16 protein-coding genes are annotated in these 17626 nt (G+C 46.8%); 2 read left to right on the top strand and 14 right to left on the bottom strand.

Annotated features, from left to right (window positions below; all coding sequences use genetic code 11):
• Nucleotides 1-121: 121 nt before the first annotated feature.
• The 3 genes from FGT79_RS02950 to FGT79_RS02940 all read right to left on the bottom strand — a co-directional run bounded on the left by FGT79_RS02950 (nt 122) and on the right by FGT79_RS02940 (nt 4257).
• The gene (locus tag FGT79_RS02950; RefSeq protein WP_425464982.1) at nt 122-2974 is read right to left on the bottom strand and encodes a family 14 glycosylhydrolase; all 2853 of its coding nucleotides are present in this window, start codon (nt 2972-2974) and stop codon (nt 122-124) included.
• A 168-nt stretch (nt 2975-3142) separates the two neighbouring features.
• Nucleotides 3143-3784, bottom strand: coding sequence for a Bax inhibitor-1/YccA family protein (locus FGT79_RS02945; protein WP_138751289.1), 642 nt, complete (start codon nt 3782-3784; stop codon nt 3143-3145).
• A 65-nt stretch (nt 3785-3849) separates the two neighbouring features.
• Nucleotides 3850-4257 carry a TerB family tellurite resistance protein gene (locus tag FGT79_RS02940; protein WP_138751288.1) on the bottom strand — a complete coding sequence of 136 codons (408 nt, stop codon included), beginning with the start codon at nt 4255-4257 and terminating at the stop codon, nt 3850-3852.
• 156 nt (nt 4258-4413) lie between these two features.
• Between FGT79_RS02940 and FGT79_RS02935 the strand changes: the two genes are divergently transcribed.
• Nucleotides 4414-5313, top strand: a complete 900-nt coding sequence (locus tag FGT79_RS02935) for a YihY/virulence factor BrkB family protein (protein WP_138751287.1) — start codon at nt 4414-4416, stop codon at nt 5311-5313.
• Between the two features lie 108 nt (nt 5314-5421).
• Nucleotides 5422-6261, top strand: a complete 840-nt coding sequence (locus FGT79_RS02930) for an alpha/beta fold hydrolase (RefSeq protein ID WP_138751286.1) — start codon at nt 5422-5424, stop codon at nt 6259-6261.
• Between the two features lie 70 nt (nt 6262-6331).
• On the opposite strand, the gene FGT79_RS02925 is transcribed toward FGT79_RS02930, so the two are convergent.
• The 11 genes from FGT79_RS02925 to FGT79_RS02875 form a co-directional block, all read right to left on the bottom strand.
• Nucleotides 6332-6844 carry a hypothetical protein gene (locus FGT79_RS02925; protein WP_138751285.1) on the bottom strand — a complete coding sequence of 171 codons (513 nt, stop codon included), beginning with the start codon at nt 6842-6844 and terminating at the stop codon, nt 6332-6334.
• Nucleotides 6845-6989: 145 nt separating this feature from the next.
• Nucleotides 6990-8432 (bottom strand): bifunctional 2-methylcitrate dehydratase/aconitate hydratase, encoded by a 1443-nt coding sequence (locus FGT79_RS02920; RefSeq protein ID WP_138751284.1) that lies wholly within the window; start codon nt 8430-8432, stop codon nt 6990-6992.
• A gap of 23 nt (nt 8433-8455) precedes the next feature.
• Nucleotides 8456-9577: a citrate/2-methylcitrate synthase gene (locus FGT79_RS02915; RefSeq protein ID WP_138751283.1), complete on the bottom strand. Its 1122-nt coding sequence runs from the start codon at nt 9575-9577 to the stop codon at nt 8456-8458.
• On the bottom strand, nt 9567-10466 hold the full coding sequence (gene prpB / locus FGT79_RS02910; RefSeq protein WP_138751282.1) for a methylisocitrate lyase: 900 nt from the start codon (nt 10464-10466) through the stop codon (nt 9567-9569). The genes FGT79_RS02915 and prpB overlap by 11 nt, the downstream gene beginning before the upstream one ends.
• Before the next feature lie 28 nt (nt 10467-10494).
• Nucleotides 10495-11637 carry an acyl-CoA dehydrogenase family protein gene (locus tag FGT79_RS02905; RefSeq protein ID WP_138751281.1) on the bottom strand — a complete coding sequence of 381 codons (1143 nt, stop codon included), beginning with the start codon at nt 11635-11637 and terminating at the stop codon, nt 10495-10497.
• 32 nt (nt 11638-11669) lie between these two features.
• Nucleotides 11670-12533, bottom strand: a complete 864-nt coding sequence (locus FGT79_RS02900) for a 3-hydroxybutyryl-CoA dehydrogenase (protein ID WP_138751280.1) — start codon at nt 12531-12533, stop codon at nt 11670-11672.
• A gap of 4 nt (nt 12534-12537) precedes the next feature.
• On the bottom strand, nt 12538-13710 hold the full coding sequence (locus FGT79_RS02895) for an acetyl-CoA C-acetyltransferase (RefSeq protein ID WP_138751279.1): 1173 nt from the start codon (nt 13708-13710) through the stop codon (nt 12538-12540).
• 13 nt (nt 13711-13723) lie between these two features.
• The gene (locus FGT79_RS02890; RefSeq protein WP_171056052.1) at nt 13724-14863 is read right to left on the bottom strand and encodes an acyl-CoA dehydrogenase family protein; all 1140 of its coding nucleotides are present in this window, start codon (nt 14861-14863) and stop codon (nt 13724-13726) included.
• A 191-nt stretch (nt 14864-15054) separates the two neighbouring features.
• Nucleotides 15055-15681, bottom strand: a complete 627-nt coding sequence (locus FGT79_RS02885; protein WP_138751277.1) for a class I SAM-dependent methyltransferase — start codon at nt 15679-15681, stop codon at nt 15055-15057.
• A gap of 30 nt (nt 15682-15711) precedes the next feature.
• On the bottom strand, nt 15712-16659 hold the full coding sequence (locus FGT79_RS02880; RefSeq protein ID WP_138751276.1) for a TIGR03943 family putative permease subunit: 948 nt from the start codon (nt 16657-16659) through the stop codon (nt 15712-15714).
• Nucleotides 16656-17564, bottom strand: a complete 909-nt coding sequence (locus FGT79_RS02875; RefSeq protein WP_138752901.1) for a permease — start codon at nt 17562-17564, stop codon at nt 16656-16658. Before FGT79_RS02875 ends, FGT79_RS02880 begins: the two co-directional genes overlap by 4 nt.
• Between the last annotated feature and the right edge of the window lie 62 nt (nt 17565-17626).

Here is a 17626-nt window from a genome sequence, read left to right as displayed (position 1 = left end):
AACGAATCTTCAGCTTCACCAGCGCATGGATACGTGATTAAAGCTTCAACATAACAGACTCTATTATTGTACCACGCGAGAACAAGGGAGCAAGGTTGAGTGTACGCTGATTCCTTAAGAACTAGGCAGCAGGAAATTGGGCTGGCTGTGTGATCGTACCTGGTGATCCGTTCGTGCTCGGCGTAAATACACTAAGTCCTGTGTTGAATTTATAGTTTTGCGAGTTGTTGTTATCCCATGTACCGCTGCCATTGTTAAAGACCGCTTCTAGCTGAGTAGCGGTACCCAGTGCAATGACGATCTTAGCATAACCGCTCACTTCAGAATCTGCCATTGGTGTACCCGGAACGGTTGTCCATGTTCCGCCACCAGGACGATAATGAATATAGGGTGTCGCATAGCCTTTTTTGTAGTAGAGGGTTACACTGTTCCCTGCTGGTGCTGGGTTGGTCGTAACCGTAATCGACGTGCTCGCATCCGATACATTGCCAGCCGCATCGTATGCTTTAACTGCGAAGCTGTATGCTGTATTAGCAGTCAAGCCGGTATGAGTGATGCTATTCGTGGACGTTGTTGCTACCTTGCTTCCATTCCGCCAGAGCTCATAGCCGCTAACGCCAACGGTATCGGTCGATGCACTCCAGCTTAACGAGACGGATGTATCTGTTTTGCCAGTGGAGCTTAGATTGGTTGGTATTGTAGGGGCTGTTGTATCCGTACTTTGCGATGGTCCCTGTGAAATGACGCCTGCTCCGCCGTTCGTTGCTGGTGTATACGTCCAAGTGCCTGTGCCGAAGAGATAATTTTGTGAATTATTGCTATCCCATGAACCACTGCCGTTGTTGAAGCATGCTTCTAGCTGGGTTGCGGTCCCGATATTAATCGTTAGCTTCGCATAACCGTTAATTTCGGAATTTGGCATCGGTGTCCCAGGAACGGTCGTCCAAGCTCCACCAACTGGCCGATAATGAATATAAGGAGTCGCAAATCCTTTCTTATAATATACGGTAACACTGTTCGAGCTTGGTGCTGTATTTGTTGTCACGCTGATCTCGTTGCTTGCCTGCGAAATATTACCTGCCGCATCATACGCCTTAACGGAGAAGTTATATGAGGTAGAAGGCGTTAATCCGGTTTGAGTATAGCTTGTACCAGTGGTGGTCCCTGATTTGACCCCGCCGCGCCAAATTTCATAGCCAGTTACACCATTGCTGTCTGTTGATGGCGACCAGCTCAGCGTAACGGATGTGTCTGTTTTGCTTGTTGAAACGAGTTGACTTGGCGTACTTGGCGCAGTCGTATCTATGCCTGTTGGAGCACCATTTGTGATGGTACCACCAGTACCGTTCGTGCCAGGAGTAAAAGTGGAAGTCCCTTCATTAAAGATATAATTCTGCATATTGTTGCTGTCCCAAGTACCGCTGCCATTGTTGAATGCTGCTTCTAATTGAACCGATGAACCGATATCTATCGTAATTTTGGAATAACCGCTGATCTCCGAGTTCGGAATTGGCATGCCCGGTGCTGTCGTCCACGTTCCTCCAACTGGTCGGTAATGAACATAAGGGCTTGCATATCCCTTCTTGTAATAAATCGTTACTTGATTATCGCCCGGTTCTACTACAGTGCCCGCATGATTAATAACATACTGCTTGAAGCTCGCCAAATTGCTTGTTGGGGAACCGTCGTTATTGACCACATTCGCTAGCCTAAGGAGTGTAAACCCATTGTAGCTCCATTTCATAATTTGCTCTTCAATCTTCTGGAAGCTGCCTGTCGGCAATGCATTCTCTCCATTCAAACGAACGCCTTTGGCATTCGCTATAGAGGATACCGTATCCACCAGTGTAGATGGCTGTGAATAAGCAGGCGCTGTTCCGCTGTCATACATCTCAAGCGCTGTGAACGTTAAATCCAAATCGCTGTCTTTGAATTTTTGGATGATGCCATTGTAATTATAGTAACCGGCAGCATGTTCAGCGCTATGTGGTGCAGTTGGGTTATTCATCTGCCAGTGAATACCTGAGATTTTGGCTCCAATCCGTACTCCGAATGCAGTATCGAACTGATTATGTGCAGCCGCTGCGACAACGCCTAGATGATTCTCGAGTACACTTTGGTTCCATGCTAGAAAATCTTTCCCATAATTGGAGCTGTAGCCGCCAGTAGAATAGAATGAATCGCCATCGGATGGCGGATTAATTTGACTTGAGCTCGTTAGCTGCAGCCCCCATGCTTGGTTCACCCCGTTCAGAGAGCCGTATTTCGTAATCATTGCTGTTCGGAAAGCATTTTTGGCAGTATCTGTGTAGACTTGGAACTTGCCTCTAGACGGATAGCTCCAACCCGCCGCGTTGAAATAGGACGGATACCGCAGCTCGCCTGACGGCCCTGCGCTTAAATAGATTTTTGAGATGATCGGCTTGTAGGTGGCGAAGTTTTGGGCAAAAGAAGCGTAAAGCTCATTGTACTGAGTTGAAATTCCGCCCCATAGCGGTGACAGAGCTTCATTATTCACATAGCCGCTCTCGCTTTTAAATTTCATTTCATCGGCTGTCCCTTGGCTCCATAACCATGAAGGAATCGGGATATTGCAATCATCTCCTGGGTTTCCTCCGCATGTATGCGTAGAGAGGATCGGAACCCATTTCAGCCCTGATTCAATGACCACATTTGCATAGGTTTTATAGTAGCTCCAATCGAATTGGTTATCTCCTGCTGCTTCTACGTCCCCCCACCATACATCGGTCGTAAGGGCATAGACGCCGTTGTTTTTAAGGGTTGTGAGTTGATTCTTAAACGCATTCCAATCGGTTATTTTCGTCAATGGAGCCATAACCGACGTTTGGAAATCATTCGCGACGTTTGCACTGACCGCACCGGTAAACGAACCGAAAAAGGTTGAAACAAAAACTGCTGCGCTTAATAAAAATAAACTAGCCTTCTTCCAAATCGTTTTTCTTGCATGCAACATAATCATCCTCCTGTTATTCTAATTTGGTAAACGCTTACAGGATTATCTTAAAAGGATTAGCTTCTTTTGAACACGCAATTCCTTGCACTATAAGGTGGAATATTTTGTCTACTCTTCAAACGAAAAAAGGCCAACCTCCAAAGTGGAGATCAGCCTTCTTCTTGTTCATTAGTCATCGAGTAACGATTTAACGAACCTGAGCGCGAATAGAATGATATTAACGAGATCGAGATAAATATTAACGACCATTAACGGAATATCACTGTCATCGAAGCCTTCCTTGGACATTCTGCTGAAATCATACAGCGTATAACCGATGAAGATCAGCAAGCCAAAGCCTGCATATACCGTCTCCATCACGCCAACGAACGGAACAAAAAATTGAATAAGTCCAAGTACGACTAATCCGATTAGCGATGCAAACAGAAACCCGCCGAGAAACCGGAAATCTTCTTTCGAATATGTCGCGTAGATGGCGAGACCTGCATATACGAGAATAGCAACTCCGACGGTTTCGAGTACAACTGCTGTGCCGATCGTCGATATGTAGTAGCCAATCGCGAATTGAAGCGTAGCTCCGGATACGGCCATAAAGGCGTACATCAACGAATAGCCGATCGCTTTGCTTTTCCGCAGAAACATAATACTAATAATGAGCACTAGCTCCAGTATAAACAACGGTATTCTTGCAGCAGGCGGCAGCAAAGTTCCTATCATCATCCCGCCAATGGATACTAATAAAGCAAAGAAAAACGTCAGCATCAGCTTTTGCATTGGTTTGCCATATCCGCTTGATTGACTATAGCCCATCTTCTCTTTCTCCTCGTCCCTAAAAACCCTCTATTCTCCAGCAGGAAAATAAAGGGCCTCGCGGTTTATGTGTTCAAAATAAGCTTCAAGCCTTCGATCTTAAGCTGATCCAGGCGTGTAACCCAGTCTTTGATCGTTTCAAACGTTTCGTCTGACAGTTCGAATAGCTGCTGCAGGTCTGCCGTCAGTTTCTTCTCATCATCATTGTAGTCACCATCAGCGAAAATCAATAGAAGAATTTCAGCAAAAAAGATATGTTTCAGATGCTGATCCTTCAGGCCGCCAACAATATCTTTCAACGACTTTCCAGTCGTTAACTGAAGCTCTGAAGGCTGAATATCCATCTCATTCATATAAGATTGCAAAACGTTTTGTTCCTTCTTATGTACGTAACCATCTGCGTTCGCTACAACATGTGCGAGCTCTAGAAATGCCAGTTTATGTTCCTTGGATTGTATGAAATGCAAAAACAAATGATTCACTCCCTTTAATCAAATATGTTGCTTGATACACGTATTCGACATCATTTGCACATTTCCTACCGAGTTATAAGTTCTTTTCAATAATGTTGCCTGTTTGATTCATCCGTTAAGCTGTTTAATTGAATATCAAAAGGAAGGTGACCACCCATGACAAACCTATCTCATACGTTTCAATTTATCAAATGCCTTTATACTCGTTTTCGTGAGGATGACGTTCCAGCAATTGGAGCACAGCTCACCTATTATTTGATATTGGCATTCTTCCCCTTCCTGATCTTCACGGTCAGCCTGCTTGGTTTTATCGAGCTATCCGGCGATAGCGTAATTGCGGAGTTAATTAGAGTTCTGCCTTCGGAAGCAAGCCATACAATCAGCAGCATTATTGGAGAAGTTGTTGACAACAGCAGCGGAACACTGCTTTCATTCGGGATGATCGCAACGATATGGTCTGCCTCCAATGGTATTAATGCCATTGTGAAGGGACTTAACAAGGCGTATGACGTGGAGGAGCAGCGTCCTTTCTGGAAAGTGCGGGGCATATCCGTGCTTGCAACGATATCCCTAGTCATCGTAATTGGATTAGTCATGATCATGCTTGTCTTCGGCCAAGCGATTGGGCAGTACTTATTTGAATGGCTGAGCTACCCAGACGGGTTTCATTGGATATGGAATGTATTGAAATATATGATTCCTATCGCAGCGATGGCTTGCGCCTTCACCCTGCTTTATTGGATTATGCCAAGCAGACGTATGAGCTGGCGAGAAGTGATGCCCGGTGCTTTGTTTGCAACCTTCGGCTGGATTATTACTTCGATTGGCTTCCAGTTCTATATGAATAATTTCGGAAACTATACGAAAACCTATGGCAGCCTTGGCGGTATGATTATACTTTTAATTTGGCTTTATATCAGCTCTATTCTGATTATGCTTGGCGGTGAAATCAATGCTACTCTTGCATCAGCGAGGACTAAACTCCCACGTAATAACAAGGCAAGGCATAGCTTTCGTTTACCTGCGAACAAAAGCAATGATATTACTCTCACTTAGCCTAAGGACGAATGAGTGATGTATTTGTGGGAATTGTGGAATGGGAATGTTACCACTGCATGCCATTGGGCATATGCTGATGTATCTGAACACGAGGGGTTATCCAACATGTATCACTATTATCGACAAGACGGGGTGAGATGGGCCTATCCACTTCCTTATGCAAATGTTTATTCTCCGTACTACCGGCTACTCCCAAGGCTAAGCGAGCAATCCTTGACGTTCGTGCTTGTTCATGGTGCTTGGGCAGATACGAGCTTCTGGGATGGAATCGCTGCTGAGCTGCGTCAAATGGGGCATACCGTCTACGTTCCTGAATATCCTGGTCATGGAACAGATCCGAACAAAAATGTGACCCATGCCATGCTTACGAAATCGATCGTTGATTATATGACTGCCAGAGACCTGCAGGATGTTGTGCTAGTAGGACATAGCTTTGGTGGTACACTCGTGCAGACTACCGCGCAGCAAATACCTGATCGTCTGAAAAGGTTAGTATTTTGGAACGCTTTTGTGTTGAATGACGGCGAGATGGTAGCGGATGAATTCCCTCCGGCTTCTCAGGCATTGTTCCAGCAGCTAAGAGAACATTCGCCGGATGATACGATCATGCTGCCATTCTCTGTATTTCGGGAAACATTCGTCAATTTAGCAAGCTTGGGTATGGCTGAATATATTTACAGCCAAATCAGCCCAGAACCAGCAAAGCCTTCTTATGAGAAGCTGGATCTTAAAAAGTTTTACACTCTCGCCACACCGAGAAGCTATATTTACTTGACGGAGGATAACGTGATGCCGCAATTTAACAGTCAATATGGCTGGCATCCTCATATGTCCAATCGACTTGGCTTATTTCGATATATTGAAGGTACGGGCGACCATATGACAACGGCCAAAACCAATCCAGCCATGTTGGCGCACAAAATTTACGAAGCAGGCAGAGATTAATTGCATCCAGCAGCAAAAGAACAGCCCGCCGTCTTGCAGACGGCAGGCTGTTCTTTATCTTCATCACTATTTAAGGAACAAATTGCTGAACGATGCGTATGATTTCACCATTTTTGACGGTCATATGGTAAGGGAAGCTCTTGATATCAAGATCATCATCTTGCGTACGAAGAAGCTCAATAAACTTCTCTACCGTAATTCGCTCATTCCAAATGATATCTGCATCGACAACATTACCGGTACGATTGTAAATTTGCATGACTACGGCCGCATCTGATGCAATTGGAAGCTCCTGTAAGCTGTGCTCGTCGTCTAGTATGTAATAGCCATCCGGCGGTCCATCCAGCTCCGAATCCCCTTCTCGCTCAAGAAATTTCGTTATCGCCGCATCACCTTCATACCAATCGATTCGATCAATGGACAAGAAGTATTGCTGATCTTTTTGTGAAACATGATCGATATATCCGCTTTCCATATCTGGCGCTTGCTCTACCGGTGTATATTCACGGCCTCCCGCCGGCGCAGAGCTAAAAGCCGTTAGACAAACTATCGCAACAACTGCGATCATTGCATATTTTTTCATAGCGCTGACGCTCCTTTAGGCTTGGATTATATGTTTATTCGGCTTACTTATACAATATAACGAAACAGGGTCTGAATAAGTTACAGAAAGGCTACAAATTTAATATGGGCAAAAAGAAAAACCTGCGACGCTCGCAGGCTGCTGCTTATATCGTCCATAAATCCATAAACTGAGGAACCGAAACGCTCTCTAATTCAGACTGATTCTGGCAAAGCTCAAGGATTGCTTCTGATTGCTCAGATGAGAAATGGCTTTTTAGACTGGACTCGAATTTGTGCTGAAGCAGAGGAATGCCTTCATGCCGTCTTCTTCTGTGACCAACGGGATAAGCGATTTCTATTCGTTCTGATGAGGTTCCATCAACGAAGAACAGCTGAACAGCATTAGCTATTGAGCGTTTATCAGGGTTTAAGTAATCTGCCGAGAATGATGGTTCGTGAGCCGTAATCATCTTACTGCGAAGCTCGTCGATTCGCGGGTCAAGTGAAACGTCATCCTCATAATGGTCGGCAGTCAAGCTGCCGTAGAGCAGCCCGATTGCGACCATATACTGCAGACAATGATCACGATCAGCGGGATTATACAGCGGGCCTTTCTTATCAATAATCCGCAAAGCAGATTCATGTGTTGTGAGGATGATGTGATCAATCTCTTCTAATCTGCCGATAGTCTCGGGATACAGTCTGATCGCTGCCTCTACCGCCGTCTGACCATGAAATTCAGCGGGATACGACAGCTTGAACAAAATGTTCTCCATGACATAACTGCCGAATTCTCTTTGTTGCGACACGGTATTGCCATTAAACAACACATCGTTAAAGCCCCAACCAGGTGTTGTCAGTACGGACGGATAGCCCATCTCACCGCTAAGCGTCATCAATGCAAGCCTAACGGCACGGCTAGTTGCATCTCCAGCTGCCCATGATTTTCGCGTCCCTGTGTTTGGAGAATGCCGGTACGTACGGAGCGGATGGCCATCTAGCCATGCATGTGACACGGCATTAATAATATCCGACTGTGAGCCTCCAAGCAACGCGGTTACAACAGCAGTTGAAGCCACTTTGACAAGGATGACATGATCCAGTCCTACGCGGTTAAAGCTATTCTCAAGCGCTAGAATGCCTTGAATCTCATGCGCTTTTATCATAGCATCCAGCACATCTCGCATCACAAGCGGCGGTTTTCCTTCTGCTATGTTTAACCTGCTCTTATAGTCGGCAACCGCAAGAATGCCTCCTAGATTATCGGATGGATGCCCCCATTCTGCCGCAAGCCACGTATCATTGTAGTCAAGCCAGCGGATGATACAACCAATGTTAAAGGCAGCTGTGACAGGGTCCAGCACATAGGAGGTACCTGGAACACGTGCTCCGCTCGGCACAATCGTACCAGGAACAATGGGGCCAAGAAGTTTCGTACATGCTGGATAATGAAGGGCTAGCAAGCCGCATCCGAGCGTATCCATTAAACAGTAACGAGCCGTCTCGTATGCTTCAGAACTCGCATTCGAATAATTTGCGGTATAGTGAGCAATATCGACTAGCAATTGATCGGGCATTGGCCTCTCGTTGTGATTAGGTGTTGACATCCCGGCTTCACCCTCCCTTTCTTTCAGGCTCGCTCCTCGATGGCCCGCCATACGGCGGGCTCGGGACCGATATACGCTGCATTCGGACGGATAAGGCGATTGCTGCTGCGTTGTTCAATAAGGTGAGCCATCCAGCCGCTCATGCGTGCAAGGACGAAAATCGGCGTAAACAGAGAAGTAGGAATACCTAATAAACGATAAACAGACGCACTATAGAAATCCAGGTTCGGAAACAACTGCTTCTCTTTGCGCATCAACTGCTCTATTCGCTCAGATACATCATATAAAACCCAATCCTGCGTTTCATCCGAAAGCCGTTTCGACCAGCTCTTGATCATGTCTGATCTTGGATCCTTTATCGAATAAACGCGATGGCCAAACCCCATTATAAGTTTCTTCTCTTGAAGTAACTGCACAATACCGGCTTCGGCTTTCGTTGGATTAGGGAATGCTTCAATGAGAGCCATGGCAGCCTCGTTGGCCCCTCCGTGGAGATTGCCCCTTAGTGTACCAATTGCTGTTGTAACAGCTGAATAAGCATCAGATAACGTAGATGCGGTAACTCTGGCGGCGAAGGTTGATGCATTGAATTCATGCTCTGCGTATAGTGTGAATGATGCATCAAGTGCTTGGAGATGAAGATCGCTCGGGCGGCTTCCATGCAGCAATTGGAGGAAATGACCGGCTATGCTTTCATGTTCCGATTCCGTATCCAGCCTAACTCCCTTCGTATGGAAATGATGCCAATAGAGCAGAATCGAAGTACAACAGGCTAACAAACGATCGGAAACTGCATACTGATCACGCTCTTCATTCTCAGGCTCTAATGCACCAAGCGCGGAAACACCCGTGCGCAGTACATCCATCGGGTGCGAGCTGCTGGGGAGCTGTTCCAAAATAATAAGCAGACTTGCAGGCAGCTTTCTCAGCTTCTGCAGCTTGGTTATATAAGCATGCAGTTCCAATTGGTTCGGCAGTCTTCCGTAGATAAGCAAATACGCTGTTTCCTCAAAAACAGCGTGAGCAGCAAGATCTTCTATCGAGAAACCGCGATAGGTAAGACCGATTCCTTCTTTCCCGACAGTTGAGATGGCCGTCTGTCCAGCAATTACATCAGCGAGCCCTCCGCTTTTTTTAGCCATCATCGCCTTTCCCCTCCTCTTTTGCCCCATAAAGCCGATCTAGCTTCTCCTCATAGCTGTGATAGTGAAGGAGTTCATAAAGCTCGGCTCTCGTCTGCATTCGTCCGATGACAGTTTTTTGTGACCCTTCGCTTCTTATCGTTTCGTACACGGCAAGTGCAGCTTTATTCATAGCGCGAAATGCGGATAACGGGTAGAGCGCGAGTGCTACATTTGCGTTATTAAGCTCCTCTAAGGTGAATAATGGCGTTAGGCCGAATTCAGTGAGATTAGCGAGAACAGGCACTTTAACCGCATTTGTGATTGCACGATAGTCCGCAAGCGAGGTAACTGCTTCTGGAAAAATCATATCCGCACCTGCTTCCACGCAAGCGCAGGATCGTTCAATGACTGCCGACAAGCCCTCAACCGCCAGCGCATCTGTCCGCGCCATGATGACGAACTGCTCGTCGGATCTTGCATCCGCGGCCGCTTTAATCCGATCTGTCATTTCATTCATCGTGACGATTCGCTTACCTGGACGATGACCGCATCGTTTGGCCGATATTTGATCCTCGATATGCACACCGGCTGCCCCTGCTCGGTTCATTTCCTTCATCATGCGTGCAATCTGAAAAGCTCCCCCGAAGCCGGTATCCGCATCAACGAGCAGCGGCAGCTCCGTCACGCTAGTTAAGCGCCTCGTATCCTCTAGACAATCCTGAAGCGTGGTCATCCCTAGATCTGGAAGCCCGAATGAAGCATTAGCGACACCTGCTCCAGACAAATACAATGCTTTGAAGCCTGCTCGCTCTGCCATTATCGCTGAATAGGCATGGATAGCGCCCGCGACCTGAAGCGGCTTCTCAACTTGAACGGCTTCGCGCAGCCGCTGGCCAGGTGTTGCAGCCATTCCGCCACCGCCTTTCATGTGGAATGCACTATCTCAATAGTTGCCCGCTTATGACGATCCGATGAATCTCATTTGTTCCTTCATAAATTTGTGTTGCCTTCGCATCGCGGAATAAGCGCTCCATTACACATCCAGACAAGCAGCTGTCCATGCCTTGCAGCTGCATGACTGCATTTGTGACCTTGACCGCAGTATCAGATGCATAAAGCTTGGCTGCTGAGGCTTCTTTTGTGCAGCGTACGCCTTGCTGACGCATATAGGCTGCGCGATACACGAGCAATTTGGCTGCTTCAACCTGCATGACGAGCTCGGCAATCTTTGCCTGCGTATATGGCAGTGCAACGCGCTGATTCCTAATCACTATACGTTCCTTATTCCATACATCTTCCGTCAACTGGAGAGCGCGCTCCGCAATGCCGAGCGCTTGCGCTGCTATGCCGATTCTACCTCCGTCGAGCGATCCCTTAGCAATCGTAAAGCCGTCTCCTTCGGCACCAAGCCTTTGAGATATATGAAGCTTTAACTGATCAAAGAATAATTCACAAGTACTTGAGCCATGGAGTCCCAGCTTTCTCTCATTCCTGCCGACGAGAAAACCAGGCATATCTCGTTCGATAATAAAAGCACTAATGCCGTAGGAACCTTTCGCAGGATTAGTGACAGCGAAGGTAATATAAGTGCTTGCTGCCCCTGCATTCGTAATAAAGAGCTTGCTTCCATTCAGAACGTAATAATCTCCTTCTCGCACGGCTGTCGTGCGAATGGCAGCTGCATCCGAGCCTGCCTGCGGCTCCGTTAAGGCGAATGCGCCGAGGTATTGACCCGTCGCAAGCTGAGGAACATATTTCGAAATTTGTTCTACGGTTCCATATTGCACGATCGGCAAAGTTCCTACGGAGGTATGAACTGAGAGGATAACACCTGCCGCTGCACTGATGCGTGATATCTCATTGATAGCAAGGACATAGGATATGAAGTCCATGCCGGCGCCTTGGTTCTGCTTAGGGATGGGGATTCCCATGAGGCCTGCTTGTGCCATTGATGCAATAAGAGAGACGGGAAACTGATCGCTCTCTTCCATAGGTAAGACGACAGGGGCGACGACTTGCTCTGCGAACTGCCGTACCGCTCGGCGTAGTTCTTCCTGTTCCTGTGTAAAGCGGAGATCCATCGCTTCGCACCCCCTTAGGCAGTATGCACACCCTATTGATAGCTATAGAAGCCGTGTCCTGTTTTCCGTCCGAGCCGCCCTGCCTTCACATATTGGCGCAGGAGCGGGCACGGTCTGTATTTGGAGTCGCCGAAGCCAGTATAGAGTGTCTCCATAATGGCTAAGCATGTATCTAGCCCAATAAAGTCGGCGAGTGTGATAGGTCCCATCGGGTGACTCATTCCTAGCTTCATAACCGAATCAACTGCCTCCTTCGATGCCACCCCTTCATAAACGGTGAAAATCGCTTCGTTAATCATGGGCATTAGGATACGATTAGAGACAAAACCAGGAAAATCCAGCACTTCGACAGGTGTTTTATGAATCGCTATAGTAAGCTGTCTTACACGTTCATAAGTATTTGCCGAGGTTTCAAGTCCGCGGATTATTTCAACTAGCGGCATAATCGGTACAGGGTTCATAAAGTGCATGCCAATAACGAGTGAAGGTCTTTCGGTCGCGGATGCCAGCTCCGTTACCGACAAAGAGGAGGTGTTTGTAGCTAGGATCGTCTGAGGGGAGCAGATGCGGTCGAGTGCAGCGAGTATATCTTTTTTTGTATCCATACGTTCTGGCGCCGCCTCAATAATGATTTCAGCTTGCTGCATATCATTTAACTGTGTTGAGCATGTAATGCGGGTTAGCAGTTGCTCCCTCTGCTCGTCAGTGAGCTTACCCTTGGCGGCAAGGCGCTGGAGCGATTCAAGGATTCGCTGCATTCCTCGACCGACAGCCGACTGATCTATGTCGTACAGTGTAACCTCTATGCCGCTGTGAGCAAGCGTCTGCGCGATTCCACTGCCCATTTGACCGGCACCAATTACAGCTGCAAACCGAATGCCGATACAGCCTTCCATATCATCACTCCTTCACCTCGATAAGAACGGCATCTCCCTGTGCACCGCCGCTGCAAATCGCAGCAATGCCGATACCGCCTCCACGGCGGCGCAGCTGATTAATGAGCGTAAGCACGATTCTTGCCCCGCTTGCGCCAATGGGATGGCCGAACGCGATAGCCCCTCCATTCATATTGACCTTTTTATCATCCCAACCGAGAATATCGCCACAGATGAGCGGTACCGCAGCGAACGCCTCGTTAACCTCGAACACATCAATGTCCTTCAGCGCTAATCCAGTTTGATGCAGCAGCTTCTGTATTGCTAATGCTGGAGCCGCAGCTAGATTCGGAGCACGAGTGCCGATCATCGCCTGTGCAACTAATTTAGCCAGCGGCGTATACCCTCCTCGCTCTGCAGCCTCTGTAGACATTATTACAAGAGCCGCAGCCCCATCATTCACGCCTGGCGAATTGCCAGCTGTTATGGTTCCAGTTGCTCCTGCAATGGATGTGAGTTTATCGAGCTTGCTTATGCTCGTATCACTGCGAGGCGCTTCATCCTTATCGATGATAACGCTGCCAAGTGTAGTAAAGCTTTCGATCTCTTCAGCCAATAATCCATCGTCCATAGCGGAGCATGCTCGGCTATGGCTTCTTAGTGCCCATTCATCCTGCTCCGCCCGGCTGATCCCGTATTCTGCAGCTGCTTGATTACCGTGGGCTGCCATTAAGACATGATGAAACGGGCAGAGAAGCCCATCATGAATCAATAAATCGGTTAATTCAGTATTTCCCAACTTGTTTCCCCACCGCGCTGTACGCGCAGCAAAAGGAGCTTCGCTCATGCTCTCCATACCGCCGGCTACGATGATTTCCGCATCGCCAGCACGTATCCATTGGTTCGCCAGTGTAATGGCACGCATACCAGATGCACATACTTTATTAATTGTTTCTGCTGATGCCTCCCAATCAAGACCAGCCCGAATGGCTGCCTGGCGCGCTGGATTCTGTCCGCAACCGGCTTGCAGCACCATTCCCATTAAGATACCGTCTACCAATTGTGGAGAAACGCCACATTGTCTCATTGCACCCCGAACAGCTGTGGCACCAAGCTGAATGGCATCCGTTTGTTTAAACATGCCACCCAGCTTCCCGAAGGCGGTTCGTTTCCCTCCTACAATGACTGCTTGGCGCATGTGAAATCACTCCTTATGCCAAAGTGATTGAGGCTAAGCTATCCCATTCTGCTCCTCCGGTTCCAATGGCAGACTCCAAGCATTTGGCATCACGCAAAAACCGTTCCAAGCGGTATTCCTCCATGTACCCATATCCTCCGAAAATTTGAATCGCTTCAATGGAAACAGCTACAGCACATGCCGCTGAATACTTTCTTGCGATGGCAGCTTCTCGGCTGCAGCTAAGGCCCATGTCTCGGCGCCAAGCCGCTTGATACGTAAGCAGTCGCGCAGCTTCAAGCTGCGTCCACATATCAGCGAGCTTGAAGGAAATACCCTGCTGCTTGCCGATCAATACGCCGAATTGCTTGCGCTGCACGGCATATGCAGCTGCCGCCTCATATGCGCCTTGAGCTATACCGACGGCTTGCGCTGCTGCACTGATTTGAGCTATGACGGATAAGGATCGAAGCAAGTCATCACCGTTTTTTTCTTTGACTACTCTGTTGTACGAAGAAACGAGGCAATGATCTAGCTGAATAGCTGACATTGCGATAGAACGATGACCTATCTTGGGAATTCCCTTCCCTATAAGAACACCAGAGGATTGAGCTTCAATTAGAAATGCTGAACAGTTGCCCTTGCGCTGCCGCTTGCCGGACTGGGCAAATACGAGCAGGAGATCTGCAGGCTCTGCTTGCAGAACAAAGTCGTGACTGCCGTTTAGTTCCGATTCATCCGATTCGTCAGTATACGTAATATTATGTTGGCTGACTTTACCACCATGAATAATGCTAGGCAATACGCTTGCACCTAGCAGTTGCCCGCTCGATAGCCCACCTAGATAAGCTTCTTTCAACCGTTTGTTCCCGTAAGCATAGACTGGCCAGGCTGCAAATACGGTATGAGCTGCCAATCCCGCCGCCGATGAGGCGCACACCCGAGCAAGCTCCTCCACTGCAACCGCAAACGTCAGCCAGTCTCCCCCTGCACCGCCATATTCATCGTTAATGGGAATCGCTGCTAATCCTAGACTAGCCATCTGATTAAACAGGAATCGATCGAATTTCTGTTGTTCGTCCCTCTCAGCTGCGCGCGGGGCGACTTCACTTTCCGAGAACTCGCGTACGAAAGCGCGCGTCATCTCCAGCTCCTTGCTTAACGCAAATTGCATCGATCTCCCCCTTTGCAGGCACAGAATGGCGTGTGGACAAAGTTCGACGTTATCCGCATGTGTTGTATTATATGAACGGTCCATTAGGAAAAATGCCTGAGCTGCATGGTTTATAACTGCTCATTCGGGAGCACGATGTGTATTAAAAAAAGAGCTTGCCTCACGGCAGCTCCCTTACGTTTCCCTATCTCTTATGATTTTTTGAAATCCAGTCTAATGAATGTTTTACCATTAGGTAGAGTATATGCTTGAGTTTTTAGACAACTAAAATTTTCATTAGCAAATAGATGGATTAATTTTTCTGCATTTATAGTATGCGAAATTGAAAGTAATGGATCAAAAGCTGATTTATAATCCGATTGGCTTACAAAGCCGTCAGCTTGACTATTCTGAATCGTGCAAGAGACAACTCCCACATGATTTCTGTTCTGATTGATAAAAGAAACAAATGACGCATCTCCAACATACTCAATAATTAAATTTGCAAGGAGTAAATCTGTTTTGGGAAGTGTAAAAGAATGATCACGAATATCACATTGTACTAACTCAAGAGTATTACCCATATAAGCATATCTAGATTGACATACAGCTAAATAATCTTCGTTTATGTCAAAGCCATATATTTTATTTGTAGTATGCAGATCGATCCCATCTAGTCCGTTTCCCCCAGCTACTCCAAGAATGCCAACAATCTCATGACCATAACCTTCGCATTGCTCTTTAGTTATTTGATTTAACGTTTGTAATTGAAATACAGCCTCAGACTTCATATGGTTTTCATAGGTATCCAAATTAATTTCTTGCCACGGATTGTTCATTATGCAGCCTCCTTATCATACGAAACTTGTTTAGGTTGAGCGATATACATACGGATCTTTAGGCGCTTCAATTGCCTTCCACTCGCTTACCTTCAAGACAGGAATCGTTTGCTTAAAGGGCTGATAGAGCTCCCAAGTCAGCTTTCCAGATACATGAACCCAATCATCATCTTTAATTTCGGTGTTTTTAGGAAATTCGACCAGCATGCCGAATACGCCGGAATCCGCTACACAATGGATGAATCCAAAGCGGAAGACGAAGAAATGATTGCCGTCTACCTGCTCGCCTTTATAGGCGAATCCATCAAATCCAATGGTCTTCCCCATGAACGCCTCAGGCGTATTATAGATGACTTCCATCCCTTTCAAATAATTCTGATCGTTCAGAACCATACTTGGGAGATTGATGAATTCCTCCAGCTCTTTGTTTTTCACATTGTCATAGTCGTCTTTGCGATAAAACACGCTGGAATCCGGCTTCAAAAACTGGTGGGCGCCTGGATTATTCGCTATATTCTCCTCGAAGCTTGGAAAGGAAAAGCCTTTTGCTTTCACAAAGCTGGAGTCCAGTGCATAGGCGGGTAGAAAAAGACCTGTCATGATTGGGACAAACAGAATAAAATAACTGACAAAACGTTTCAATCGCGTATCATTGCCGTGTGAGTGGTCATGTCCATGCGAATGATCATGATGGATAGTATGTACATGATCATGCTCGTGGTGATCGCGTAGCTTGCCATGCTGATGCTCATCGCTTTGACAATCGTGGCTGCTCTCGGCTGTCGCTTGCTTTTTCTCCTCAGCGATTTGCAGCCTTGAAACGCGGACAAACTCAAAAATACTGAGCAGACCCATTATAACAACAGCACTGATCGACAAGTAGGCATATTTCATATTGATATATTTGTTGATGTCTCCTGTGTAGTGAAGCATAAAAAACATAAAGGAAAACCCAAACAATATGAAAAATCGCGTCATCCGAATAACCTCCCTACGAGCAAAGAACCCAATAAAGTGAATACCGTTACTAAACCAATTAGCGTAAAAACAAATTTGCTGCGATACGTACCTAGCAGCATCAGCGTATTTTTAATATCAATCATAGGGCCGAATACGAGAAACGCAGACAAGGATCCGACAGTAAATGTACTTCTAAACGATGCTGCTATGAAAGCATCCGCTTCTGAGCACAAGGAAATAAGAAACGCCAAGGCGATCATGACCAATGAGGACGTTACCGGATTACTGCCGAGATGCAGCAAATAAGATGTAGGAACGAAAGTCTGCATACAGGCCGCGATGAAAGCACCTAGAACCAAATATTTGCCGACGGAGAAAAACTCTTCAATGGCATGAACGATAACTTCATACAGCCGTTTGCGTGTGGTGATGCGAATCGCTTTCGATTCGATGCCATGCTCGCTTGCAGCCGCCGCCTGACCATCTTGTACCCGGAAAGGGAGATCCTTGAATAGAAATGAAATAATGATCGATACGGAGAAAGCAACGACAACAGCAAGACCTGCGCGTATGCCAACCATTTCCCAATCGTTCCCGAAAGCAATGTAAGTTGAGAACAACACGATTGGATTAATAATCGGGCCAGTCAGCATGAATGCGATGCCAGCATGCAAAGGCATTCCCTTGTTGATTAGCCGCTTCGTTATCGGGACGATTCCACATTCACAGGATGGGAAAAAAATACCGATCCCGCAGCCGAAAATCGTAGCTAGGAAACGATTTCGCGGCATGATTCGGGCAATCCAATGATCTTTGACGAAGGTCTGAATCAATCCGGAAATAAGCACACCAACGAGAACAAACGGTATGGCCTCCATGACCATACTTATAAAAATCGTATTTAATTGATACAGTGTGGTCATCGTCAACCTGTTCATCTCCAACATATAATCTGGTATTTCATTATAATCATACTAAGCTTGAA

The organism is Paenibacillus sinopodophylli (genome assembly GCF_005930355.1).
Lineage (GTDB): Bacteria > Bacillota > Bacilli > Paenibacillales > Paenibacillaceae > Pristimantibacillus > Pristimantibacillus sinopodophylli.
Note: the sequence above shows the minus strand (reverse complement) of the source record. Positions and strands in the feature narration are given on the sequence as shown.